Below are 22,143 nucleotides of genomic sequence, written 5' to 3' on the forward strand. Positions count from 1 at the left end.
CAGACAAGATGCGGAGAGGCACGATGAAGAGCTATCTGAACCAGTATATCGACGGCGCTTGGGTCCCGAGCGAAGGCGGCACCGTCTATCAGGTGATCGACCCGTCGACCGAGCAGCCTTGCACGGAGATCACTCTCGGCACTGCTGCCGACGTCGACAAGGCGGTGGCTGCGGCTCGATCCGCGTTCGAAAGCTGGAGCCAGACGAGCGTGCAGGAGCGGCTCGACGTGCTCGGCCGGATCATGACCGAATACAAGGCGCGGATGCCCGATCTGGCCAAGGCGATGTCGCAGGAAATGGGCGCGCCGATGGCGCTCGCATCGATGGCGCAGGCGCCCACCGGCCTTGCGCATTTCTCGGCGACGGCGAAGGCGCTGGCGGCATTCGAGTTCTCGGAAGTCATCGGCAAGGCGACCGTCGTGCACGAGCCGCTCGGCGTCGTCGCGATGATCACGCCGTGGAACTGGCCGCTCAACCAGATCTGCGCGAAAGTCGCCCCTGCCCTTGCTGCCGGCGACACGATGATCCTGAAGCCGTCCGAGGAGGCGCCGTCGTGCGCGATAATCCTGGCGGAGATCATGGATGCGGCAGGCGTGCCGGCGGGCGTCTTCAACCTGATCAACGGTGACGGTCCGGGCGTCGGTGCGGCGCTGTGTTCGCACCGCGACGTCGACATGGTCAGCTTCACCGGCTCGACGCGCGCCGGGATCGCCGTTGCTCTGGCGGCCGCACCGACGGTCAAACGCGTACATCAGGAACTGGGCGGCAAGGCGGCGAACCTCGTGCTGGAAGGCTCCGACCTCGCAGCCGTACTGCCGGCAACGGTGGCCGGTGTGCTTGCGAATTCCGGGCAGAGCTGCATCGCGCCGACCCGCCTGCTGGTGCATGCGAGCCAGATTGCCGAGGCAACTGCGATCGTGAAGTCGATGATGGAGCAGACCAAGGTCGGCGATCCTGCCGAGATGGGCCAGCATATCGGCCCGGTCGTCAACAAGGCGCAGTTCGACAAGATCCAGGGGCTGATCCAGTCCGCGATCGACGAAGGCGCGACGCTAGTGACGGGTGGCGTCGGGCGTCCGGACGGGCGCAATGCGGGCTATTACATCCAGCCGACGCTGTTCACCGACGTACGTCCCGACATGCGGATTGCGCAGGAGGAGACGTTCGGTCCGGTCGCGACGATCACCGCGTACAACGACCGCGACGAGGGCATCCGCATCGCCAACGCGACGGAATACGGGCTGTCCGCAACGATCTCGGGTGACGCCGCGGAGGCGGCCAAGGTTGCGCCGAGACTGCGCGCGGGGCTGGTGACGATCAATTCGTGGAGCCCGGACATCGGCGCGCCCTTCGGCGGCTACAAGCAGTCGGGCAACGGGCGTGAGAATGGCCGTTATGGCCTCACCGATTTCATGGAAGTGAAGACGGTATTGGGTCTGCCGGCCTGATCTGACAGGCCAGAACGACGTTCCGCTGGCACGCAGCGGAACGTCGTCGATCGCGGATTACTTGCCGCGGAGGGTATTGATCAGCGCGATACCGAGCACGCCGGCGACTGCCGCTGCGGTGAACGGACGCTCGCGCGAAAACTGCTGCACGTAATCGATCAGCGGACGGACGTTGCCCTCGACGACGTCCTTGGCCTGACCGATGGTCTTCTGCACGGTGCCACCAAGCTGATCTGCAACGCCTTCGCTCTGCAGCGACTTGTCGCCGACTGCGCCACCAACGGTTTCCTTGAGCTTGCCGCCGAGGTCGTTTGCCGTGCCGGTGAGGGTGTCGCTGTTCACAGATCGTCTCCTTGAGTGGAACCGGCGTCGTTGCCGATGAGCTTGCAGAAACAGGCGTCGCTCGATCTTATTCCGCGACCGGATCAATCGAGGTTGGGACGCAACCAGCGTTCGGCGGTCTTCAGGTCCGCGCCACGTCGCACGGCATAATCCTCGAGCTGGTCGCGACCGACGCGGGCTACCCCGAAATATTCCGCCTGCGGGTGGCCGAAATAGAAGCCCGAGACTGCGGCGGTCGGGAACATCGCGAAGCTCTCGGTCAGTTCGAGCCCGGTCGCGGTCTCGGCGTCGAGCAGGTCGAACAGGATCGGCTTGAGGCTATGGTCGGGGCATGCGGGATAGCCCGGTGCCGGGCGGATGCCGCGATACTGTTCCTTGATCATCGCTTCGTTGGTGAGCTGTTCGTCGGGTGCATAGCCCCAGAGATCGGTGCGGACGTGCTTGTGGAGGCGTTCGGCGAAGGCTTCGGCGAAGCGGTCGGCGAGCGCCTTCAGCAGGATGTCGTTGTAATCGTCGTTGTCCGCCTTGAAGCGGGCGATGTGGTCGTCGATCCCGTGGATGCCGACTGCAAAACCGCCGAACCAGTCGTCCTGGGTGTCAACGAAATCGGCGAGACACATGTTCGCGCGGCCTTCGCGCTTGGCGATCTGCTGGCGGAGCATGGGCAGGCGGACCTCTTCCTGCTCCTTCTCCCCTGCGGGGAGAGGGTCGGGGTGAGGGGCTGTTCCGGGCGCAGCATTGCTTGGCTGCCCCTCACCCCAGCCCTCTCCCCGAAGGGTAGAGGGGGCAGTGACCACCACGTCATCCCCCTCGCGCCGCGCGGGCCACAGACCCGCTACCCCGCGCGGCGTCAGCCACTTCTCCGCGACGATAGTATCGAGCATCGCCTGCGCATCCGCATACAGCGAACTCGCACTCTCGCCGACGACCTCGTCGGTCAGGATCGCCGGGAAATTCCCCGCCAATTCCCACGCGCGAAAGAACGGCGTCCAGTCGATATAGTCGCGCAGGTCCGACAGGTCCCAATCCGCGAAGACGTGCACGCCAGGCTTCACCGGCGCAGGCGGCTTCATCGCGAAGTCCGCCAAGAACCCGCGCTCCCGCGCCGTCGCCAAGGGAAGCAACTCGCTCTGCCCCTTGTTTGCGCGCGAAATCCGCACCGCCTCATACTCGTCCGCGGTCTTGGCCACGAACTCGTCGCGGATCGTGTCCGACACCAAGGTCGACGCGACACCCACCGCGCGGCTCGCATCGAGCACATGCACCACCGGGCCATCATAGGCCGGCGCGATCCGCAGCGCGGTGTGCACCTTCGAGGTCGTCGCGCCACCGATCAGCAGCGGCATCGTCATGCCTGCGCGCTTCATCTCCTCGGCGACCGTCACCATCTCGTCGAGCGACGGCGTGATCAGCCCCGAGAGCCCGATCATGTCCGCATCATTCTCATTCGCCGATTCAAGGATCTTCGACCACGGCACCATCACGCCGAGATCGACCACGTCGAAGCCGTTGCACTGGAGTACCACGCCGACGATGTTCTTGCCGATATCGTGGACGTCACCCTTGACGGTCGCCATGATGATCTTGCCCTTGCCGCGCGCGCCGGGCTCCTTGGCCGCCTCGATGTACGGCAGCAGATGCGCGACCGCCTTCTTCATCACGCGCGCCGACTTGACCACCTGCGGCAGGAACATCTTGCCCGATCCGAACAGGTCGCCCACCACGTTCATGCCGTCCATCAGCGGGCCTTCGATGACCTCGATCGGGCGACCGCCATTGCCGGCGATGATCAGCCGCGCTTCCTCGGTATCCTCGACGACGTGGAGGTCGATACCCTTCACCAGCGCGTACTCGAGCCGCTTGTTGACACCCAACGAGCGCCATTCCGCCGCCGCCTTCTCCGCAACCACATCGGTGCCGCGATAGCGTTCGGCGAGCGCGACCAGCCGGTCACCAGCCTCGGGATCGGTGTTGAGCACGACGTCCTCGACCGCCTGGCGCAGTTCGGGATCGATGTCATCATAGATGTCGAGCTGGCCGGCGTTGACGATCGCCATGTCCATGCCAGCGGGGATCGCATAATACAGGAACACGCTGTGCATCGCGCGGCGGACGGGCTCGTTGCCGCGGAACGAGAAGCTGAAGTTCGAGAGCCCGCCCGAGATATGGACGTGCGGGCAGCGCGCCTTGATCTCCTTGCACGCCTCGATGAAGTCGACGCCGTAGTTGTTATGCTCCTCGATCCCCGTCGCGACCGCGAAGACGTTGGGATCGAAGATGATGTCCTCGGGCGGGAAGCCGATCCCGACGAGCAGCTTGTAGGCGCGCTCGCAGATCTCGACTTTCCGATCCTTGGTATCCGCCTGCCCGACCTCGTCGAACGCCATTACGACGACCGCCGCACCGTACGCCATGCATTTGCGCGCCTGCGCCAGGAACTGCTCCTCGCCCTCCTTCATGCTGATCGAATTGACGATCGGCTTGCCGCTGACGCACTTCAGCCCGGCCTCGATCACGCTCCATTTCGAGCTGTCGACCATGAACGGGATACGCGCGATGTCGGGCTCGGCGGCAATCAGTTTCAGGAACGTCGTCATCGCGTGATGCGCGTCGAGCAGCCCCTCGTCCATGTTGACGTCGAGCACCTGCGCGCCGCTCTCGACCTGCTGGCGCGCGACCTCGACCGCGGCGGGGTAATCGCCCGCCATGATCAGCTTCTTGAAGCGCGCCGAGCCGGTGACGTTGGTGCGCTCGCCGATGTTGACGAAAGAGGTGGAGGAGGTTGTCATGATCTTCTTTCCTCCCCTCCCGCTTGCGGGAGGGGTCGGGGGAGGGACTTGCCGCGAGCGAGGGTGTCGGGTTGGGCCAGCCCCTCCCCTAACCCCTCCCGCAAGCGGAAGGGGAACTAGGCGGCCATCGTGAACGGTTCGAGACCGGCGAGCTTTGTCCGCACTTCCGGCCGCGCGACGACCCGCGGCTCAAGCCCGCGCACTCCGTCGGCCATCGCCTTGATATGCGCCGGCGTCGACCCGCAACACCCGCCGAGCACGTTGACCTGCTTGGCCACCGCCCACTCGCCGACCAACCCCGCCGTCGTCTCGGGCTGCTCGTCATACTCGCCCAGTTCGTTGGGAAGCCCGGCGTTCGGATACACCATGATCAGCGTATCCGCGATCGCGCTCAAGGTCTTGACGTGCGGGCGAAGCTGCTCCGCACCAAACGAGCAGTTGAGCCCGATCGTGATCGGCTTGGCGTGCCGCACCGCATGCCAGAACGCCTCGACCGTATGCCCCGACAGGTTGCGCCCCGAGAGATCGGTCAGCGTCATCGACATCATGATCGGCACGTCGCGCCCCAGCGCGTCGCCCGCCTCGATCGCCGCCATGATGCCGGCCTTGGCGTTGAGCGTATCGAATACCGTCTCGATCAGGATGAAGTCGACGCCGACCCCCTCGCCGCCTTCAAGCAGCGCGTCGATCTGCTCGCGGTAGACGCCCTTGAGGTAGTCGAAGTCGATCTCGCGGAAGCCTGGATCGTTGACGTCGGGCGACAGCGACAGCGTCTTGTTGGTCGGCCCGATCGCGCCGGCGACGAAGCGCGGGCGGCCGTCCTTGGCCTCGTACTCGGTTGCGAGCGCACGGGCGATCCGCGCGGACTCCACGTTGATCTCGCGCACCAGATGCTCGGCACCGTAATCGGCCTGCGAGATGATGTTCGCGCTAAACGTGTTGGTCGAGACGATGTCCGAGCCCGCCTCGAGATATTCGCGCGTGATCGTCTCCGGGACGTCCGGCTTCGTGATCGCCAGGATGTCGTTGTTGCCCTTCTGGTCGTGGCTCAGGCCGAGCGACCCAGCATAGGCCGCCTCGTCGAGCTTCCAGTTCTGGATCTCGGTACCGAACGCGCCGTCGGTGATCAGGATGCGCTTGGCGGCTTCCGCGTTGAAACGTTCACGTGGTGTCATCGTTTTCACTCCCCCCTCCCGCAAGCGGGAGGGGCTGGGGGTGGGCGCCCGCTATCCTCGGGCGATATCGTTGGAGGCGAGCGCGAGCCCACCCCCGGCCCCTCCCGCTTGCGGGAGGGGAGCAGAATTACGCCGCGGCGACCTTGTCGACCGGCTTCGCACGCACGCCGAGCATGTGGCAGATCGCATACGCCAGCTCCGCGCGGTTGAGCGTATAGAAGTGGAAATCCTTCACCCCCCCTGCATAAAGCCGCCGGCACATCTCGGCCGCGATCGTCGCCGCGACGAGTTGCCGTGCCGAGGGGTGATCGTCGAGCCCTTCGAACAGCCGATCCATCCACGCCGGGATCTCCGCACCGCAGAGCCCTGCAAACTTCCGGGTCTGCGCGACGTTCGACACCGGCAGGATCCCCGGCAGGATCTGCGCGGTGATCCCGGCCGCCGTTACCCGGTCGCGGAACCGAAAATACGCTTCGGGCGAGAAGAAGAACTGCGTGATCGCACGGGTCGCACCGGCATCGATCTTGCGCTTCAGATTGTCGATATCCGCGTCGTGCCCGCCCGATTCCGGATGACATTCGGGATACGCCGCGACCGAGATCTCGAACGGATGCAGCCTCCGCAAGCCAGCGACTAGGGCCGCCGCGTTCTCATACCCGCCCGGATGCGCCTGATAAGGCTGACCCAAGGTTGGCATGTCGCCACGTAGCGCGACGATGTGCCGCACGCCTGCCGCCCAATATTCCTCGGCGACCTGATCGATTTCGGCCTTGGTCGCCTCGACGCACGTCAGATGCGCGGCAGCGTTCATCGACGTCTCGCGCTGGATCCGCGCCACCGTCGCATGAGTCCGCTCGCGCGTGGACCCGCCCGCGCCGTACGTCACCGACACGAAATCCGGGCCGAGCGGCTCCAGCGTGCGGATCGCCTCCCAGAGCTGCGTCTCCATTTTCTCGCTCTTCGGAGGGAAGAACTCGAAGCTGATGCCGACATCGCCCGCAAGATCCGCGAACAGCGGCTCTTCGAGCGCGCGGCGCGCTTCGGCCAGTTGGGGGATCGAAATGTTCGTCATGCCGCCTTCACCTCACGCAAGCTCGCGCCGATCTTCCGACCGAGCCATAATTTCACCGTCAACTCACCGCCCTCGAGCGTCTCGACGCGCGCCGTCTGCAAACCCGCCGCCTCGAACCACGCCGCCATCTGCTCGTCCGCGAACCCGAGACGCGTATGCGCATCGCGCAACCGCAGTTCCTCGCGGTCGTGGCTCGCGAAGTCGGCGATCAGCAACCGACCGCCGGGCGCGAGCACCCGCGCTGCTTCGCTCACCGCAGCCCCTGGCTGCTGCGCGAAGTGGAGCACGTGATGCAGGATCGCGACGTCCGCCGCGGCATCCGCCATCGGCAGTGCGTACAGATCGGCCTGGCGCAGTTCGGCATGCGTCATGTCGTGCAGCTTGGCACGCGCCAGACGCAGCATCTCCGAACTGCGATCGATGCCGAGCGCGACCGTCGCGCGTCCGCCGAACAGTTCGAGCATCCGCCCCGTGCCCGTCCCGATATCGATCAGCGTGCCGACGGGCGCATCGCCAAGCACGGCCGCCATCGCCGCCTCGACCTCGCTGTCGGCGACGTGCAGCGAACGGATCGCGTCCCACTCGTCGGCATGCCCTTCGAACCACGCCGCAGCACTCGCTGCCCGGTCCGCGCGCACCGCCGCGAGCCGCGCCGCATCCGCGACCGCCCAGTGATCCGGCTCGGCCTTCGCCCAAACATCGAGTGCGCCCGCGACCGGCTCGACCACGTCCGGAGACCCGAGCGCGACGAACACCCAGCTGCCTTCCTTGCGACGCTCGGCAAGCCCGGCGTCGCACAGGATCTTCACATGGCGAGAGACGCGCGGCTGGCTTTGCCCGAGCACCTGCGCGAGCTCGCCGACCGACAGCTCCATCCGCCGCAACAGCGCGAGGATCCGCAACCGGGTCGCGTCCGCCAAAGCACGGAAGATTTCGAGCGCCATCGTCATGCCACGACATATAAAGAATTCTTTATATGAGGTCAACGCAGGCGTGCGCGTCTTCGACATTGGCCATATCCGCCCGCGACTTATCGCATCGCGGCCGATCGTGACGGATCGGAAACGCTTTATCCGCGTTCGATTGCGCTATGGGCTGGGCATTACCCGGTCCACAAGACGACATCCACGGGAGTAGATACCTATGAAGAAGTTCCTGATCCCCGCCCTGGCGCTCACCGCCGGCCTCGCAGCCTGCAGCAACAACGCGCAGGACCAGACCGCACAGGCCGCCAACGCGATCGCCGCCGATGCGAGCGCGACCACGGCCAATGCCGTCGACGACGTCAGCGCGGCCAGCGATCGCGCGCTGGGTTCGGCCGAGCGCTCGCTCGACAATGCCGGTGCCAAGATCGACAACTCGACCGACCATCTCGACGCCAAGGCCGACCGCGCCGGTGACCGGATCGAAGCCGGTGCAGACCGTGCGGGCGCTGCGATCAGCAACGGTGCAGACCGCGCCGCCGACGCCACCGGCAACGCGCTGACCCGCGCCGGCAACGCGATCAAGGACTAAGCCTTGACAAGGCGCCCCCACTTCTCCGTCACCCCAGTGAAAGCTGGGGTCTCCCGGTTCGGGTCACGACGACCGACACGGAAAGATACCAGCTTTCGCTGGCATGACGGTATGATGGTGGGGGCGCTTTTCGCTGTTTCAGCGCTCGCGGCTTGCTCGCCCGAGAGCGAACCCGGCGCGGTCACTGCCGACGAAGCACACCAGTTGAACGAAGCCGCCGCGATGCTCGTTGCGAACAGCGTCGATCTGAACGCGGTCGCCGCCGCTTCTGAAGATACCGAACTCCCCTCGAATCAAAGCGATCAGACCCGATGACCCTCCGCCGCCTCGGCTCGACCGATCTGAAGATCGCCCCGCTCGTCCTTGGCGGCAACGTGTTCGGCTGGACTGCCGACCGCGCTGCCAGCTTTGCCGTGCTCGACGCGTTCGTCGCGGGCGGCGGCACGATGATCGACACCGCGGACGTCTATTCGGCTTGGGTCGACGGCCATCAGGGCGGCGAATCCGAGAGCATGATCGGCGAATGGCTGAAGGCCAGCGGCAAACGCGACGACGTGCTGATCGCGACCAAGGTCGGCATGCTCCCCGGCGAAGGCGGCGAGAAGCTGGCCCCCGCGCGCATCGCCGCCGCTGCCGAAGCTTCGCTGAAGCGCCTCGGCACCGATCGCATCGACCTGTATTACGCGCACCAGGACGACGACTCGCAGTCGCAAGAGGCCGTCCTCGAAGCGTTCGGCAAGCTGGTCGATGCGGGGAAAGTCCGCGTGATCGGTGCCTCGAACTTCCACGCCGCCCGCCTCAAGTCTGCGGTCGAGGCTGCCAAGACGTCGGACCTGCCGCGCTATCACGTCCTCCAGCCCGAATATAATCTCGTCAGCCGCACCAAGTTCGAGGGCGAATTGCAGGATTACTGCGTCACCGAGAACATCGGTGTGCTGCCCTATTACGGCCTCGCCTCGGGCTTCCTCACTGGCAAGTACCGGACGAAGGACGATCTGGGCCAGAGCGTTCGCGGCGGTCGGATGGGCGAATTGCTCGAAGGTACCGGCAAGGCTGTCCTCGATGCGATGGACTCGGTGGTCGAAGCTACTGGCGCGACCCACGCGCAGGTTGCGCTGGCGTGGTTGATTGCGCAGCCGGGCGTTACGGCACCGATCGCGAGCGCCACGAGCGTGAAGCAGGTTGAAGACCTGTTGCCGGCGATGACGCTGGAGTTGAGCAAGGACCAGTTGGACGCGCTGATGGTCGCTGGCGCCTGACCACTTGATCCTCCCCCGCCAGGGGGAGGTGTCGCCGAAGGTGACGGAGGGGGAGGACGCGCAACAGAGGTTGGCCCTTCCTCCCCCTCCGTCAGGCAAGCGCCTGCCACCTCCCCCTTGCGGGGGAGGATTAGAAGGGCTCCCTTAGTCACCCGCAAACGTCAGCGCGGACGTCCGCCGCTCGCGCTCGTTGATCAGCAGGGCCCGCCCGGCCGGCGCTACCGATCGTTGCGGGCAATCGTTGCGGAAACAGGCGCGGCAGCCGAGCCCTATCGGCATCGCCCTCCCCGCCAGATCGAAGCCGCTTGCCGCCGCCAGCACACCCGCCTGCGCCGCCGCGACGCCGAGACCGATCGCGAACTCGGCGTGCACTGCGCCAAATCGGCTGCCCTGCGGCGTCACGGTACGCGCCATCGTCAGCCAGCGCGCGCCATCCTCCAGTTCGACCAGCTGCACCATAAGGCTGCCCGGCCGGTCGAATGCATGATGCAACCGCCACAATGGACAGCGCCCGTACGCCTCGACCAGCGCCGCACCGCTGGCGCCGGGATAGCGCTTCGACGCCTGCCCCGCCCTATCGATACGGATCATGAAAAACGGCAAGCCGCGTGCGCCGACCCGTTGCAACGTCGTCAGCCGGTGCGCGACCTGTTCGAAGCCAGCGCCGAACCGGCGTTGCAACAGCTCGATGTCGTACCCCGTCGTCTCGCATCCACGGAGGAAACGCGCGTACGGCATCATCAGCGCGGCGGCGAAATAGCCGAGGAGGTGGCGGCGATAGAGCCTTTCCGCCGCGCGATCGGTGAACCCTGCGCCTTTGGCGAGCGCATCGATCTCCGCCTTCGCCTCGATCTGCCCAAGCTGGAACGCGACCGCGAACGTGCGTGAGGCCGGGTCGAGCATCTCGCTCAACTGCAACTGGCGCGCGTGCAGGTCGAGGCGGCGCAGCGTGTCGGGGAGCACGTCGGCGGGCAGCACGCGGATGGTCAGGCCGTGCTTGGCGCGCAGCCGCTCGGCGATCGCGCCGTAGAGATCGCCCGCACCGAGCCGCAATTCGTCCGCGAGCGCCTCGGCCGCGGCGTCGAGGTCGGCGAAATGATTGCGCCAACGCTCGATCTCGCGACGGACGAGCGTGACCGGATCGTCGCCCGCTTCGACCACCGCGCCGCCGCCGATCCGGTCGAACACGCGCGCAAATGCCGCCGCACCGCCGGGGGCACTAGCAAGCCATTCCTCGACTTCGTTGCGGTCGATCTCGAGGTCGGCGAACATCGGGTCGGCCAGCCGCCGCCGGATCGCATCCGCGCCGCCACCCGGTTCGCCCGCCGCGAGCGACCGCGGATCGAAATCGAAGCTCTCGGCCAGCTTGATCAGCAGCGTCGCGGAGATCGGCCGCTGGTTGCGCTCGACGAGGTTGAGATAGCTCGGGCTGATCGCGAGCATGTCGGCCATCGCCGCCTGCGTCAGCCCCGCCCCGCGCCGCAAGCGACGGATCGCATGCCCCGCCAGCAATTTCCGTTCCGCCATCGCAAACCCTCCTGTCACGATATTTACAGAACGACACGTGTTCCACAAGCTGAACGGACACCGCGACGTTGCGGCGGCGCGGGACCGTCTTCCAACTTGCCGACCTCGAACACTATTGCGTGTGCATCGCCTCTCTCGACGCACGCTCGGTGTAAAGAGAGAGACAAGACGATCATCGAAGGAGGCAAGCCATGCAAACGACTACCGAACAACCCCGCGCCCGCGCCGTCTTCTCGACCAACGATTTCGCGCTGATGAAGGAAGTGCTCGGCGAGATGATCAGCAAGACCTCGATCGACGACGAACGGCTGACGCGGATGAGTGCGCTGTACCACCGCCTCGGCCGGCTCGGCTAAACCGCTTCAGACAGTTTCCTGGGGAGGAAAGGATCCCGCCGGTGGCTCGTCCACCGGCGGGTATTCCTGTTTAGAAGGACGGTGTGCTCCCGAAGCTTGTCATCCTGACGAAAGTCAGGATCCAGGGTAACGGGCACTGGAGCTTGTGGCTCTGGATCCTGACTTTCGTCAGGATGACGGAGCGGGGGTGGCGGGAGCGTCCGCCTACCAGGGCACCGTCGACCTCACGCCGGACTGAGCATCCTCAACCCCTTGCGAAGGCCGCCCTTTCCAACCCCGCCCCCTCGTGTAGGACGGCGTCATGGCCAAGACACTGACCGCTCGCATCAAGGACGACATCGTCCTCTACGGCGCCCTCGCCGCCAATCTCGGGATCGGCGTGGCGAAATTCGTCGCGGCCGGGATGACCGGTTCGTCGTCGATGCTGACCGAAGGCTTCCACTCGGTGGTCGACAGCGGCAACCAGGTGCTGCTGCTCTACGGTCAGAAAAAGGCCAAGCGCCCCGCCGACGAGGCGCACCCGTTCGGCTATGGCCGCGAGCTGTATTTCTGGGCGTTCGTCGTCGCGATCCTGATCTTCGCGATCGGCGCGGGCGTGTCGATCTTCGAGGGCTGGCGGCATATCCGGCAGCCCGAGCCGCTTACCAGCCCGACCATAAACTACGTCGTCCTCGCGATCTCGTTCGCGCTCGAGGGCAGCAGTTGGACGATCGCGGTGCGCGAATTCTCGAAGTCGAAGGGCGACATGGGCTGGTGGCAGGCGATCCACCGGTCGAAGGATCCGGCCGGTTTCATCGTGCTGTTCGAGGACTCGGCGGCGCTGGCAGGGCTCGTGATCGCCGGGATCGGCATCTGGGCGAGCCATGCGTTCAACGATCCGCGGATCGACGGCGCCGCCTCGATCGCGATCGGCCTGATCCTTGCGCTGGTCGCGGTGTTGCTCGCGCGCGAATCGAAGGGCTTGTTGATCGGCGAGCGCGCCGATCCGGCGGTGATCGCGACGGTCCGCAAGATCGTGTCCGCCCACCCCGCGATCGTCTCGGTCAACCACGTCCGCACGATCCACACCGCGCCCGAAAGCATCTTCGCGGCGATCAGCGCGGACTTCGACGATTCGGTGACGATGGGCGACGGCGAGACGCTGATCGAGGCGATCGAAACCGAATTGCGGGCGGCGGTGCCGACGCTCTCCTCGATCTATATCCGGCCTGAAAAGCGCGAGAACGCGACGCTCGCTCAAGCCTCCGCAGCAGCCGGTGCGGATGACGGGACTACTAGGCCGAACTGATCAAAATCAGCCTCATCCCTCTGGCAAGGCTCAATATTCCTAAATAATATCGGGGGATGAGACCGCTATTTCGGCTGATAGCCCTGCTCGGCCTGTGCCTTGGATACGCGCTTCCCGCACAGGCCGCCGTCACCATCACCTTCTGGAACCACGAACTCGGGAACAGCTTCCCGCATGCGTTCGTCACCTTGCGCGGCGTACCCGATGCGGGCGGCGCGCCGGTCGATACGAATGTCGGCTTCACCGCGAAATCGTTGACGCCCGCGCTGTTGTTCGGACCGGTCGCGGGGAGGCTCGATATCGCCAGGCCGACCTACGTCGGCAGCAGCGACGCGCAGTTCGCGGTGGTGATGACCGACGCGCAGTACGACGCGGTGTTGCGGCTGGTCGCGGCGTGGAGCGAAGGCAAGCCCGACAGCGTCTATCGCCTATCGGATCACAATTGCGTCACTTTCGTGAAGGAGGCGGCGCGGATCGTCGGGTTGACCGGCCTCGATCAGCCGAGGCTGATGAAGAAACCGCGCTCGTATCTGAAGGCGGTCGTCGCTGCGAACGCCGGCCGGGTGACCGTCCTCGATCTCCACGGGAAAGCGTATCTTGCGAGCTTGCAACCGATTGCGCCCGCGACCGTGATCACCGCGACAGGTTCCAGGGGCATCGTCACGTCCACCGTCCCGCCAGCGGTTCCGGCCGCACCCCGCTAGGACGCAGGGACCAGTTCGACCACGTCGAGCACCGATTCGAACCGAGGATAGGGCAGCACCACCCGCCAGCGGCGCGTGCCGATCCGCTCGATGAGGCCGGCCATGTCGCGACTGGCATCGCGGCCGTACCGCATCGGGCGCTTCTCGTCGCCAAGCTCCATCGTTCCCAGGAAGACGGCGCGCGAATCGGTGTCGGCGTAGATCGTCCCGACCGGCCGCTGTGAGCCATCGAGCTTGACGAGGCTGACGACATCGCCGTCGTCGTTCGCGTCGATCCGGCAGGCAAACGCCGTCGATGCCGCGAACGTCGGACCGATGCCGCCACGCGCACCGAGCTTGAACGTACGGCACCGATATGCGCCCGACGGTGGCAGCGCATCGGCGAGCGAGCGGTCCGGATCGAACAGCTGTGGCTCCTTCGCGATCTCGCGCGGATCGACCTCGGCGAGCGCATCGACCCAGGCGCCGCGCCATCCCCGCAATCGCCCGCGATCGGCGACGGTAGCGACCCGGCGCCAGTCCTTCTCGCGAGCGTCCCTGTTGCCACCGTCATTGCGCAACGCAGGCGCCGCACAGGCCGTGCCGACGCCGCATCCGAGCATCATCATGCAGGCCGCTATTCTCGAAACACGCATCGCCATCGACCCAATCTGCATACCGAAGCTAAGCCTGTATCCCTATGAACGGCAACGCTTTTCTCGCGCTCGATCAGGCCGCGGTCCAGCCGCCGTCCATCGACAAATTGGCGCCGGTGATCGCCTTGGCCTCGTCGCGACACAGGAACAGCGCGAACGCCGCGACCTGTTCGGGGGTGACGAACTCCTTGGTCGGTTGCGCCGCCAACAGCACGTCGTTCATCACCTGGTCGCGCGTCAGCCCGCGTGCCGCCATCGTGTCGGGGATCTGGTTCTCGACCAGCGGCGTCCAGACATAGCCCGGCGAGATGCAGTTGACGGTGATGCCGTCGGTCGCGGTCTCCAGCGCGATCGTCTTGGTGAGCCCGGCGATCGCGTGCTTGGCCATCACGTAGGCGGACTTGTTGGGGCTCGCGACCAGCGAGTGCGCGGACGCGGTCGAGATGATCCGCCCCCAGCCCCTGGCGCGCATGTGCGGCACTGCGGCGCGCATCATGTGCCAGGCAGACGACAGGTTGATCGCGATGATCGCGTCGAACTTGTCGATCGGGAAGTCGGCGATCCCGGCGACATGCTGGATGCCGGCGTTGTTGACGACGATGTCAACGCTGCCGGTTTCGGCTGCGGCACGGGCGACCATTGCGGCGATCTGGTCGGGCTTGGTCATGTCGGCGGCGTCGTAGAGCGCGATCGCGCCGCTGACCTGCGCCAGCGCCGCCCGTTCGCGTTCGATCGCGTCCGCATCGCCGAAGCCGTTAAGGACCACCGCGGCGCCCTCGGCGGCGAATGCCTTTGCGTAGGCGAGTCCGATTCCGGAGGTGGATCCGGTGATGACCGCGGTCTTGCCCTTCAGGAACATGCACACTCCTCACGCTATCGCGCCGCAAGCAGCGCGGCCTTGCAACTCTACCGCCACCTTGCGCATTTCGTTCCCAACCAGAAACGAAAAGGGGCTTATCATGCGGCTCGACGATTACGATCCGAACATCAACGTCGAGGACCAGCGCGGGTCGGGCGGCGGAGGCGGCGGCTTTGGCGGCGGCGGTGGCGGCCTGCTGATGGGGTTTTTGCCGATGATCGGCAGCCGCTTCGGGTGCGGCGGGATCGTCGTGGTGCTGATCCTAATGGCGGTGTTCGGCGGCATGGGCGGGCTCGGCGGGCTGCTCGGTGGCGGACAGTCGTCGGCGCCGACGACGCAGAGCGGATCGCCGCGTGCCGGCACCGACACGACGTCGAGCTGCAACCTGACCCCGGAGAGCAAGGCCGCGTGCAACGCGTTCAGCTCGGCCGACAACACCTGGGAGGCGATCTTCCAGAAGAACGGCCAGCGGTTCGAGGCACCGAAGCTGGTGTTCTTCGACGGCAACGGCCAGTCGGGTTGCGGCGCCGCGCAGTCGGCGATGGGGCCGTTCTATTGCCCGACCGATCAGGGCATCTATCTCGACACGAGCTTCTTCAACGAGCTGTCGACGCGGTTCAAGGCCGAGGGCGACTTCGCGCAGGACTATGTGATCGCGCACGAATTCGGCCATCACATCCAGAAGCTGCTCGGCACCAACGCGCAGGTTCAGCAGGCGCAGCGGCAGGCGAGCGAGACCGAGGGCAACGCGCTGTCGGTGCGGCTCGAACTCCAGGCGGATTGCTATGCGGGCGTGTGGGCGGCGGCCAATCGATCGCGGCTCGAACCCGGCGATATCCAGGAGGGCATGACGGCTGCACAGGCGATCGGCGACGATACGTTGCAGAAGCAGTCGCAGGGCCGCGTCGTGCCGGACAGCTTCACGCACGGCACGTCGGCACAGCGCCAGTCGTGGCTGAAGCGCGGGCTGGAGAGCGGCGATCCGCAGCAGTGCGACACGTTCTCGGGCGCGATCTGAGCTGATACCGTCTCCACTACCCGTCATCCCCGCGCAGGCGGGGATCCATATCCTCTAGCGTCGATGATCCGTCGCTACGCCAGCCAGTATGGATCCCCGCCTGCGCGGGGATGACGGAATTGGCGGATGGTCAAGTTCAAGCGCTAGCTAACGAATGGATCGCATCAAGTGACCGTCACGCCCTTCCAGAACGCATAGCGATCCTTGATCTCGGCCGCTGCCGACTTGGGATCGGGATAGTACCAGACCGCATCGACGTTCCGCTTCCCGTCGACGACGAGAGTCTTGTAGCTCGCCACACCCTTCCACGGGCAGCTCGAGTGCGTCGCGCTATCCTCCAGCAACGCCGGATCGACGCTGTCGGCGGGGAAATAATGATTGCCCTCGACGACGACGGTGTCGTCCGATCGAGCGATCTCGTGACCATTCCAACTTGCAACCGGCATGCTGATCTCCTTCAGGCGCGCCCCAGCCCCGCCGCCTCATACGCCTCGGGCTTGAACCCGACCAGAAGCGTCTCGCCGGTATCGAGCACCGGGCGCTTGATCATCGACGGTTGCGCCAGCATCAGCGCGGTGGCCTTTGCCGCATCCAGGTCCGCGCGATCCGCTTCGGGAAGCTTCCGAAACGTCGTGCCCGCACGGTTGAGCAACACTTCCCAGCCGACCCGACCGATCCAGTCTTCGAGGTGCGCAGCGTCGATACCCGCGGCCTTGTAGTCGTGGAACGCGTACGCGACGTCGTGCGCATCGAGCCAATTCCGCGCCTTCTTGATCGTGTCGCAATTCTTGATGCCGAACATCGTGATCGTCAAAATCGTCTCCGTGTCGCTGCAGGGCTAATCGCGCTAGCGGCTCGATCTCATATCGCGCCGTGCTGTTTCCTTCCACCGGCATTGCGGCGCGAAGTCGCTCGGAGGCGACCGAAGAGCGCGGAAAGAATGACCGCAGGAACGGCCAGGACGGCAAGAAACGCGACGCCGACGATCAGCAGCCCGCCAAATCCCGTATTCACCCACATTACGGGCAGTTGCGCGAAAGTGACGATCGCTCCTGCCGACCATCCCCGCTTGCCAAACGCAAAGCCGCCGCAGGCCGACAGAAGCAGCGAACCCGGGTACCAGATTAACCAGTAGCCAGCCGCATCCCAAGGCTCCTTCGCGCCGGAGACATGGCTTACGAGCAACCAGTACAGCACGCTGACGACCGCGAGGACGAACACCTGGACCATGCGGAGTTTCATACTCGCAGCCTCTCACAGGATCGCGCGTCATGCCACCGCCGACGGGATCAAGCCGGTGGCGTGCGGCGGCGAGGCCGTTTATCGGTGCGCCATGACGCATCCATTCTACGCGATCCATAGTCACGGGCTGATCCGGGTTGCCGCCGCGACGCCGCGGGCTTCGGTGGGGGATACCGGGGCCAATGCCGAGGCTACGATCGCCTTGGCGCGCGAGGCGAATGCGCGGGGCGTCGACCTCGTCGTGTTCCCGGAGCTGAACCTCACCTCCTACGCGATCGACGATCTGCATCTCCAGACCGCGCAGCAGCGCGCTACACTGGCCGCGATCGCGACGGTGGTCGAGGCGAGCGCGAGCTTGCGGCCGGTGCTGCTGGTCGGCGCGGCGCTGGTGCGGAACGGGAGGCTGTATAACTGCGCGCTGGCGATCGCGCGAGGGCGCGTACTCGGCGTGGTCCCGAAGACGTTCCTGCCCAATTATCGCGAGTTCTACGAGAAGCGCTGGTTCGCGAGTGGTGCCGGTATGATCGGACTGACGATCGACCTAAACGGCGAGGACGTGCCGTTCGGGACCGACCTGATCTTCGCCGCGCGCGACCTGCCCGGCTTCGTGTTCCATGCCGAGATCTGCGAGGATTACTGGGCCCCCACCCCGCCCTCGACCGCGGGTGCGCTCGCGGGGGCGCTGATCTGCTGCAACCTGTCCGCGTCGAACATCGTGATTGGCAAGGCGCGCGATCGGGCGATGCTGGCGGCGGCGCAATCGGCCCGCGCGGTCTGTGCGTATGTCTATTCCGCGGCGGGGCCGGGCGAAAGCACTACAGAGGTCGCCTGGGACGGCCAAGGTTTGGTCCACGAACTCGGCGAACAGATCGCGGAGTCGGCGCGGTTCTCGACCGAGCCCGAACTGGTCGTGGTCGACGTCGACTGCGAACGGATTACACAGGAACGGCTGCGGACCGGCACGTTCAACGATGCGGCAATGTTCGCCGGCAATCCCGAGACGCGCTTCCGACGGATCGGGTTCGATCACGCGGCGGTACGTGAGGACACTGGCCTGGAACGCGCGATCCGCCGCTTCCCGTTCGTCCCCAACGACCCGACGCGGCGCGATGACGATTGCTACGAGGCGTTCAACATCCAGGTGGAGGCACTGTCGAAGCGCCTCGTCTCCGCGCACGCCGAGACGATCGTGATCGGTGTATCCGGCGGCCTCGACTCGACGCACGCGCTGATCGTCGCGGCGAAGGCGATGGACCGGCTTGGACGCCCGAGGACTAACATTCTCGGCTTCACCATGCCCGGCTTCGCGACCGGCGAAGGGACCAAGGCGAACGCGTGGGCGCTGATGCGCGCGCTCGGCATCACCGCCGAAGAGATCGACATCCGCCCCGCCGCCACGCGCATGCTCGAGGACATCGGCCATCCCTTCAGCGAAGGCGAACCAGTCTACGACATCACCTTCGAGAACGTGCAGGCAGGCCTGCGCACCGACTATCTCTTCCGCCTTGCCAACCAGCGGCGCGGGATCGTGCTCGGCACCGGGGATCTCAGCGAGATGGCGCTCGGCTGGTGCACCTACGGCGTCGGCGACCAGATGAGCCATTACGCCGTGAACAGCGGCGTGCCCAAGACGCTGATCCAGTTCCTGATCCGCTGGTGTATCCGCACCGACCAGTATGACGCGGCGACCGACGCGATCCTGTCGACGATCCTCGCGCAGGAGATCTCGCCCGAGCTCGTTCCGGCGGGGGCGGACGGCGCCCTGCAGAGCACCGAGTCGATGATCGGGCCGTACGCGCTGAACGATTTCTTCGCGCACTATGTGATACGCCACGGGCTCGCGCCATCGAAGATCGCGTTTCTGGCCTGGCATGCATGGCGCGATGCGAACGTCGGCGCATGGCCGGAGGACCTGCCGGCGGATGCGCGCGTCGCCTACGACCTGCCGACGATCCGCCACTGGCTGGAGAAATTTCTCTTCCGCTTCTTCACGACCAGCCAGTTCAAGCGGTCGGCGATGCCCAACGGCCCCAAGGTCTCGGCCGGCGGTGCGCTGTCGCCGCGGGGCGACTGGCGGGCCCCGTCCGACGGTATCGCAACGGCTTGGATCGAAGAATTGCGGTCAAGCGTTCCGTAGGGTTAGTCGTGCCACCTTGCATAAATGCCCTGCGCGGCGCATTATGAAAATCCTATGACAGTGGCTCCACCGGATGGATCGCGCGATCGCCGGATCGAGATCCCATCCAATCTTTGGCTAATTCACCCGGCGGGCCGCGCGTTGCTTCCGCTTGCGCTGTCGCGCGGGATTTCAGCGAATTCGGTGTCGGTAGCAGGGCTTTGCCTCGGCGGAGCGGCCGCGCTCGCATACACGCAATGGGGAAACTGGGCGCTCGCGCTGGTCGGCCTGGCGCTGTCGATGGGGTGGCTGATCGCCGACGGACTCGACGGCATGGTCGCACGAGCGACCAAGACCGCGAGCCCGCTCGGCCGCATGCTCGACGGGTTGTGCGATCACGGCGTCTTCGCACTGATCTACGTCTCGCTCGCGCTGACGATCGACACGCCCGAGGCCTGGATACTCGCTTTTGCCGCGGGTGGCGCACACGCCGTCCAGTCGAACATGTACGAGGGCGAGCGTTCGCGCTTCCATCGTCGCATCAAGGGCGTGGCGCTCGAAGCGCCCCCCGTGCCGACCGGCAACGCGCTCGTCCGCTTCTACGACGGCATCGCCGGCAGTATCGACCGCATAGCCATGCCGTTCGAGCGCACGCTCGGCCAGTCGACCGATCCGGTCGCACTTGGCGCCCTGTACGGTGCCCGCGCCGTGGCGCCATTGCGCTTCATGGCCTTGCTTACCGCGAATGTCCGGGTATGGGCGATCTTCGTCGCCTGCTTCGCGGGCAATCCACGCATCTTCTGGTGGTTCGAGATCGTCCCTCTGACGCTCGTGGCCATCGTCGGGCTCGTCTGGCACCGTCGTGTCGAACGCGCTTTCGTCCGTAGCACAATGTCGCGACCGAAGACCGCGTCGCGCATGCATCTTTCGTAAGGAACAGGGTCAGTAATGAATAGCATTCGGATCGCCGTGGTCGGCATCGGCAACTGCGCGAGCTCGCTCGTCCAGGGCCTCGAGCATTATCGCGAGGGGGCAAACGACCAGGTTGGCCTGATGCATTTCGACATGGGTGGCTACAAGCCGAGCGACATCAAGGTCGTCGCGGCGTGGGACGTCGATCGTCGCAAGGTCGGCAAGGACGTCGCCGAGGCGATCTTCGCCAAGCCCAACTGCACCGCGGTGTTCGCGCCGAACGTCGGCAACACCGGCACGATCGTGAAGATGGGCAAGAAGCTGGACGGCGTCGCCGACCACATGGCCGACTTCAAGGACGACCGCACGTTCCTCGTTTCGGACGCCGCCGAGCCGACCCGTGAAGAGGTCATCGCCGAGCTGAAGGCATCGGGCGCCGACGTGCTGATGAACTACCTGCCGGTCGGTTCGCAGGAAGCGACCGAATTCTACGCCGAGTGCGCGATCGAAGCGGGCGTGGCGTTCGTCAACAACATCCCCGTCTTCATCGCCTCGAACCCCGTTTGGGCGAAGAAGTTCGAGGACGCGGGCGTCGCGATCATCGGCGACGACATCAAGGCTCAGCTCGGCGCGACGATCGTCCACCGCGTGTTGACCGACCTGTTCGCCAAGCGCGGCGTTAAGCTGGATCGCACCTACCAGCTCAACACCGGCGGCAACACCGACTTCCTCAATATGTCGAACCATCGCCGGCTCGAGTCGAAGAAGATCTCGAAAACCGAAGCCGTGCAGTCGGTCGCTGCCGAGCGCATGGACGACGACAACGTCCATATCGGTCCGTCGGACTATGTGCCCTGGCAGAACGACAACAAGGTCTGCTTCCTGCGCATGGAAGGCCAGCTGTTCGGCGGCGTGCCGATGAACATCGAGCTGCGTCTTTCGGTCGAGGACAGCCCCAACTCGGCGGGTGTCGCGATCGACATGATCCGCTGCGCCAAGATCGCCAAGGATCGCGGCATCGCCGGCGTGATCGACCCCGCTTCGGCGTATTTCTGCAAGCACCCGCGCACGCAGATGACCGACGATCTCGCGCAGATCGAAGTCGAGCGGTTCATCAAGGCCGCCTGAGATGATCGACACGGCTGTCATCCTCGCCGCCGGGGAAGGCAGCCGCCTTCGCACCTCCACCCCGTACAAGCCGCTCTGCGCGGTCACGGGGCGGCCGTTGATCGCCCACGCGCTTGAGGGGCTGGCCGAGGCCGGTTTCGCGCGCGCGATCGTGACGGTGAGCTACGGGCGTGAGGCGATCGAAGCGTATCTCGCGAGCCGGCGCTGGCCGCTGGCGGTCGAGACGGTTCTTGCGGATCACCGCGAACCCAATGGCGTTTCGGTGCTGGCCGCGCGCGATGCGCTCGCCGGTAGCGAAGCAATTCTCGCGATGTGCGACCACCTCGTCAGCCCCGAACTCTACGCGCGCATGGCTAGGGCCGGCGCTGGCGGTGGTCTGCGCCTCGGCATCGACCGACGGCTCGGTCATGACTGGGTCGACCCGGAGGACGTCACCTGCGTCGCGACCGACGGCGACCGCATCGTCGCGATCGGCAAGGGCCTCGAACCGCACGACTGCTACGACACCGGCGTCTTCGCGATCGGCCCTGCGCTGTCGGACGCGCTGGCTACGCTCGCGAGCCCCTCGCTCACCGAAGGCGTCCGGCTGCTGGCTGCACAGGGCCTAGCCCGGATCGTGGATTGCAGCGACATCGACTGGATCGACGTCGACGACGCCCCCGCGCTGGCGAAGGCCGAGGCGTGGATGGCGACCAAGGCGGATGCCGTCGCGGCGTAAGCCACCGTTCTCCTGCGAACGCAGGAGCCCAGGATACCAA

The 22,143-nt window shown here is 65.8% G+C and carries 23 protein-coding genes; 12 read left to right on the plus strand and 11 right to left on the minus strand.

Annotated features, from left to right (window positions below):
* The first annotated feature begins 23 nt into the window (after positions 1-23).
* Positions 24-1,448 (plus strand): aldehyde dehydrogenase family protein, encoded by a 1,425-nt coding sequence (locus IFR23_RS12605; RefSeq protein WP_192976213.1) that lies wholly within the window; start codon positions 24-26, stop codon positions 1,446-1,448.
* A 57-nt stretch (positions 1,449-1,505) separates the two neighbouring features.
* Here IFR23_RS12605 and IFR23_RS12610 read toward each other — a convergent pair whose 3' ends face one another.
* From IFR23_RS12610 to IFR23_RS12630, 5 genes are all read right to left on the minus strand, one after another.
* Complete coding sequence (locus IFR23_RS12610; RefSeq protein WP_107963636.1) at positions 1,506-1,790, minus strand: CsbD family protein; 285 nt, start codon at positions 1,788-1,790, stop codon at positions 1,506-1,508.
* 83 nt (positions 1,791-1,873) lie between these two features.
* On the minus strand, positions 1,874-4,579 hold the full coding sequence (gene metH / locus IFR23_RS12615; protein ID WP_192976214.1) for a methionine synthase: 2,706 nt from the start codon (positions 4,577-4,579) through the stop codon (positions 1,874-1,876).
* A 116-nt stretch (positions 4,580-4,695) separates the two neighbouring features.
* Positions 4,696-5,754, minus strand: coding sequence for a homocysteine S-methyltransferase family protein (locus IFR23_RS12620; RefSeq protein WP_192976215.1), 1,059 nt, complete (start codon positions 5,752-5,754; stop codon positions 4,696-4,698).
* Between the two features lie 127 nt (positions 5,755-5,881).
* Positions 5,882-6,826, minus strand: coding sequence for a methylenetetrahydrofolate reductase (gene metF, locus IFR23_RS12625; protein WP_192976216.1), 945 nt, complete (start codon positions 6,824-6,826; stop codon positions 5,882-5,884).
* Positions 6,823-7,776: an ArsR/SmtB family transcription factor gene (locus tag IFR23_RS12630; protein ID WP_192976217.1), complete on the minus strand. Its 954-nt coding sequence runs from the start codon at positions 7,774-7,776 to the stop codon at positions 6,823-6,825. The genes metF and IFR23_RS12630 overlap by 4 nt, the downstream gene beginning before the upstream one ends.
* Before the next feature lie 193 nt (positions 7,777-7,969).
* On the opposite strand from IFR23_RS12630, the gene IFR23_RS12635 reads away from it, so the two are divergent.
* The 3 genes from IFR23_RS12635 (at position 7,970) to IFR23_RS12645 (ending at position 9,600) form a co-directional block, all read left to right on the plus strand.
* Positions 7,970-8,341, plus strand: coding sequence for a hypothetical protein (locus IFR23_RS12635; RefSeq protein ID WP_107955214.1), 372 nt, complete (start codon positions 7,970-7,972; stop codon positions 8,339-8,341).
* Between the two features lie 111 nt (positions 8,342-8,452).
* The gene (locus IFR23_RS12640; RefSeq protein ID WP_192976218.1) at positions 8,453-8,656 is read left to right on the plus strand and encodes a hypothetical protein; all 204 of its coding nucleotides are present in this window, start codon (positions 8,453-8,455) and stop codon (positions 8,654-8,656) included.
* Positions 8,653-9,600 (plus strand): aldo/keto reductase, encoded by a 948-nt coding sequence (locus IFR23_RS12645; protein ID WP_192976219.1) that lies wholly within the window; start codon positions 8,653-8,655, stop codon positions 9,598-9,600. Before IFR23_RS12640 ends, IFR23_RS12645 begins: the two co-directional genes overlap by 4 nt.
* A 144-nt stretch (positions 9,601-9,744) precedes the next feature.
* Here the strand turns inward: IFR23_RS12645 and IFR23_RS12650 are convergent, their stop codons facing one another.
* Entirely contained in the window at positions 9,745-11,127 is a 1,383-nt protein-coding gene (locus tag IFR23_RS12650) for a helix-turn-helix domain-containing protein (protein WP_192976220.1), read from the minus strand.
* 191 nt (positions 11,128-11,318) lie between these two features.
* Here IFR23_RS12650 and IFR23_RS12655 point away from each other — a divergent pair, with 191 nt between their 5' ends.
* The 3 genes from IFR23_RS12655 to IFR23_RS12665 all read left to right on the plus strand — a co-directional run bounded on the left by IFR23_RS12655 (position 11,319) and on the right by IFR23_RS12665 (position 13,475).
* Positions 11,319-11,483, plus strand: coding sequence for a hypothetical protein (locus tag IFR23_RS12655; protein ID WP_164913371.1), 165 nt, complete (start codon positions 11,319-11,321; stop codon positions 11,481-11,483).
* A 301-nt stretch (positions 11,484-11,784) separates the two neighbouring features.
* Entirely contained in the window at positions 11,785-12,771 is a 987-nt protein-coding gene (locus IFR23_RS12660) for a cation diffusion facilitator family transporter (protein WP_192976221.1), read from the plus strand.
* A gap of 56 nt (positions 12,772-12,827) precedes the next feature.
* A complete protein-coding gene (locus tag IFR23_RS12665) occupies positions 12,828-13,475 on the plus strand; it encodes a hypothetical protein (protein WP_192976222.1) in 648 nt (215 codons plus the stop codon).
* Here IFR23_RS12665 and IFR23_RS12670 read toward each other — a convergent pair.
* A complete protein-coding gene (locus IFR23_RS12670) occupies positions 13,472-14,083 on the minus strand; it encodes a DUF4893 domain-containing protein (protein ID WP_244655651.1) in 612 nt (203 codons plus the stop codon). The genes IFR23_RS12665 and IFR23_RS12670 overlap by 4 nt on opposite strands.
* A 100-nt stretch (positions 14,084-14,183) precedes the next feature.
* Complete coding sequence (locus IFR23_RS12675; RefSeq protein ID WP_192976223.1) at positions 14,184-14,969, minus strand: 3-hydroxybutyrate dehydrogenase; 786 nt, start codon at positions 14,967-14,969, stop codon at positions 14,184-14,186.
* A 100-nt stretch (positions 14,970-15,069) separates the two neighbouring features.
* Here IFR23_RS12675 and ypfJ point away from each other — a divergent pair, with 100 nt between their 5' ends.
* Positions 15,070-15,987, plus strand: a complete 918-nt coding sequence (gene ypfJ, locus IFR23_RS12680) for a KPN_02809 family neutral zinc metallopeptidase (protein ID WP_192976224.1) — start codon at positions 15,070-15,072, stop codon at positions 15,985-15,987.
* A 164-nt stretch (positions 15,988-16,151) separates the two neighbouring features.
* Here ypfJ and IFR23_RS12685 read toward each other — a convergent pair whose 3' ends face one another.
* The 3 genes from IFR23_RS12685 to IFR23_RS12695 are packed head-to-tail and all read right to left on the minus strand — an operon-like array spanning position 16,152 to position 17,229.
* A complete protein-coding gene (locus IFR23_RS12685; protein ID WP_192976225.1) occupies positions 16,152-16,433 on the minus strand; it encodes a DUF427 domain-containing protein in 282 nt (93 codons plus the stop codon).
* 11 nt (positions 16,434-16,444) lie between these two features.
* Positions 16,445-16,801 carry an ArsC family reductase gene (locus IFR23_RS12690; protein WP_192976226.1) on the minus strand — a complete coding sequence of 119 codons (357 nt, stop codon included), beginning with the start codon at positions 16,799-16,801 and terminating at the stop codon, positions 16,445-16,447.
* A 47-nt stretch (positions 16,802-16,848) separates the two neighbouring features.
* On the minus strand, positions 16,849-17,229 hold the full coding sequence (locus IFR23_RS12695; RefSeq protein ID WP_192976227.1) for a hypothetical protein: 381 nt from the start codon (positions 17,227-17,229) through the stop codon (positions 16,849-16,851).
* A 91-nt stretch (positions 17,230-17,320) separates the two neighbouring features.
* Here IFR23_RS12695 and IFR23_RS12700 point away from each other — a divergent pair, with 91 nt between their 5' ends.
* From IFR23_RS12700 to IFR23_RS12715, 4 genes are read left to right on the plus strand one after another with little or no spacing between them, the layout of a single operon-like run.
* Positions 17,321-19,366 carry an NAD(+) synthase gene (locus IFR23_RS12700; RefSeq protein ID WP_192976228.1) on the plus strand — a complete coding sequence of 682 codons (2,046 nt, stop codon included), beginning with the start codon at positions 17,321-17,323 and terminating at the stop codon, positions 19,364-19,366.
* 54 nt (positions 19,367-19,420) lie between these two features.
* Entirely contained in the window at positions 19,421-20,278 is an 858-nt protein-coding gene (locus IFR23_RS12705) for a CDP-alcohol phosphatidyltransferase family protein (RefSeq protein ID WP_192976229.1), read from the plus strand.
* A 15-nt stretch (positions 20,279-20,293) separates the two neighbouring features.
* Positions 20,294-21,385: an inositol-3-phosphate synthase gene (locus IFR23_RS12710; protein WP_056050788.1), complete on the plus strand. Its 1,092-nt coding sequence runs from the start codon at positions 20,294-20,296 to the stop codon at positions 21,383-21,385.
* A gap of 1 nt (position 21,386) precedes the next feature.
* Positions 21,387-22,103, plus strand: a complete 717-nt coding sequence (locus tag IFR23_RS12715) for a phosphocholine cytidylyltransferase family protein (RefSeq protein WP_192976230.1) — start codon at positions 21,387-21,389, stop codon at positions 22,101-22,103.
* Positions 22,104-22,143: the final 40 nt, after the last annotated feature.

This window comes from Sphingomonas sp. CFBP 13603, assembly GCF_014892665.1.
Taxonomy (GTDB): Bacteria; Pseudomonadota; Alphaproteobacteria; order Sphingomonadales; family Sphingomonadaceae; genus Sphingomonas.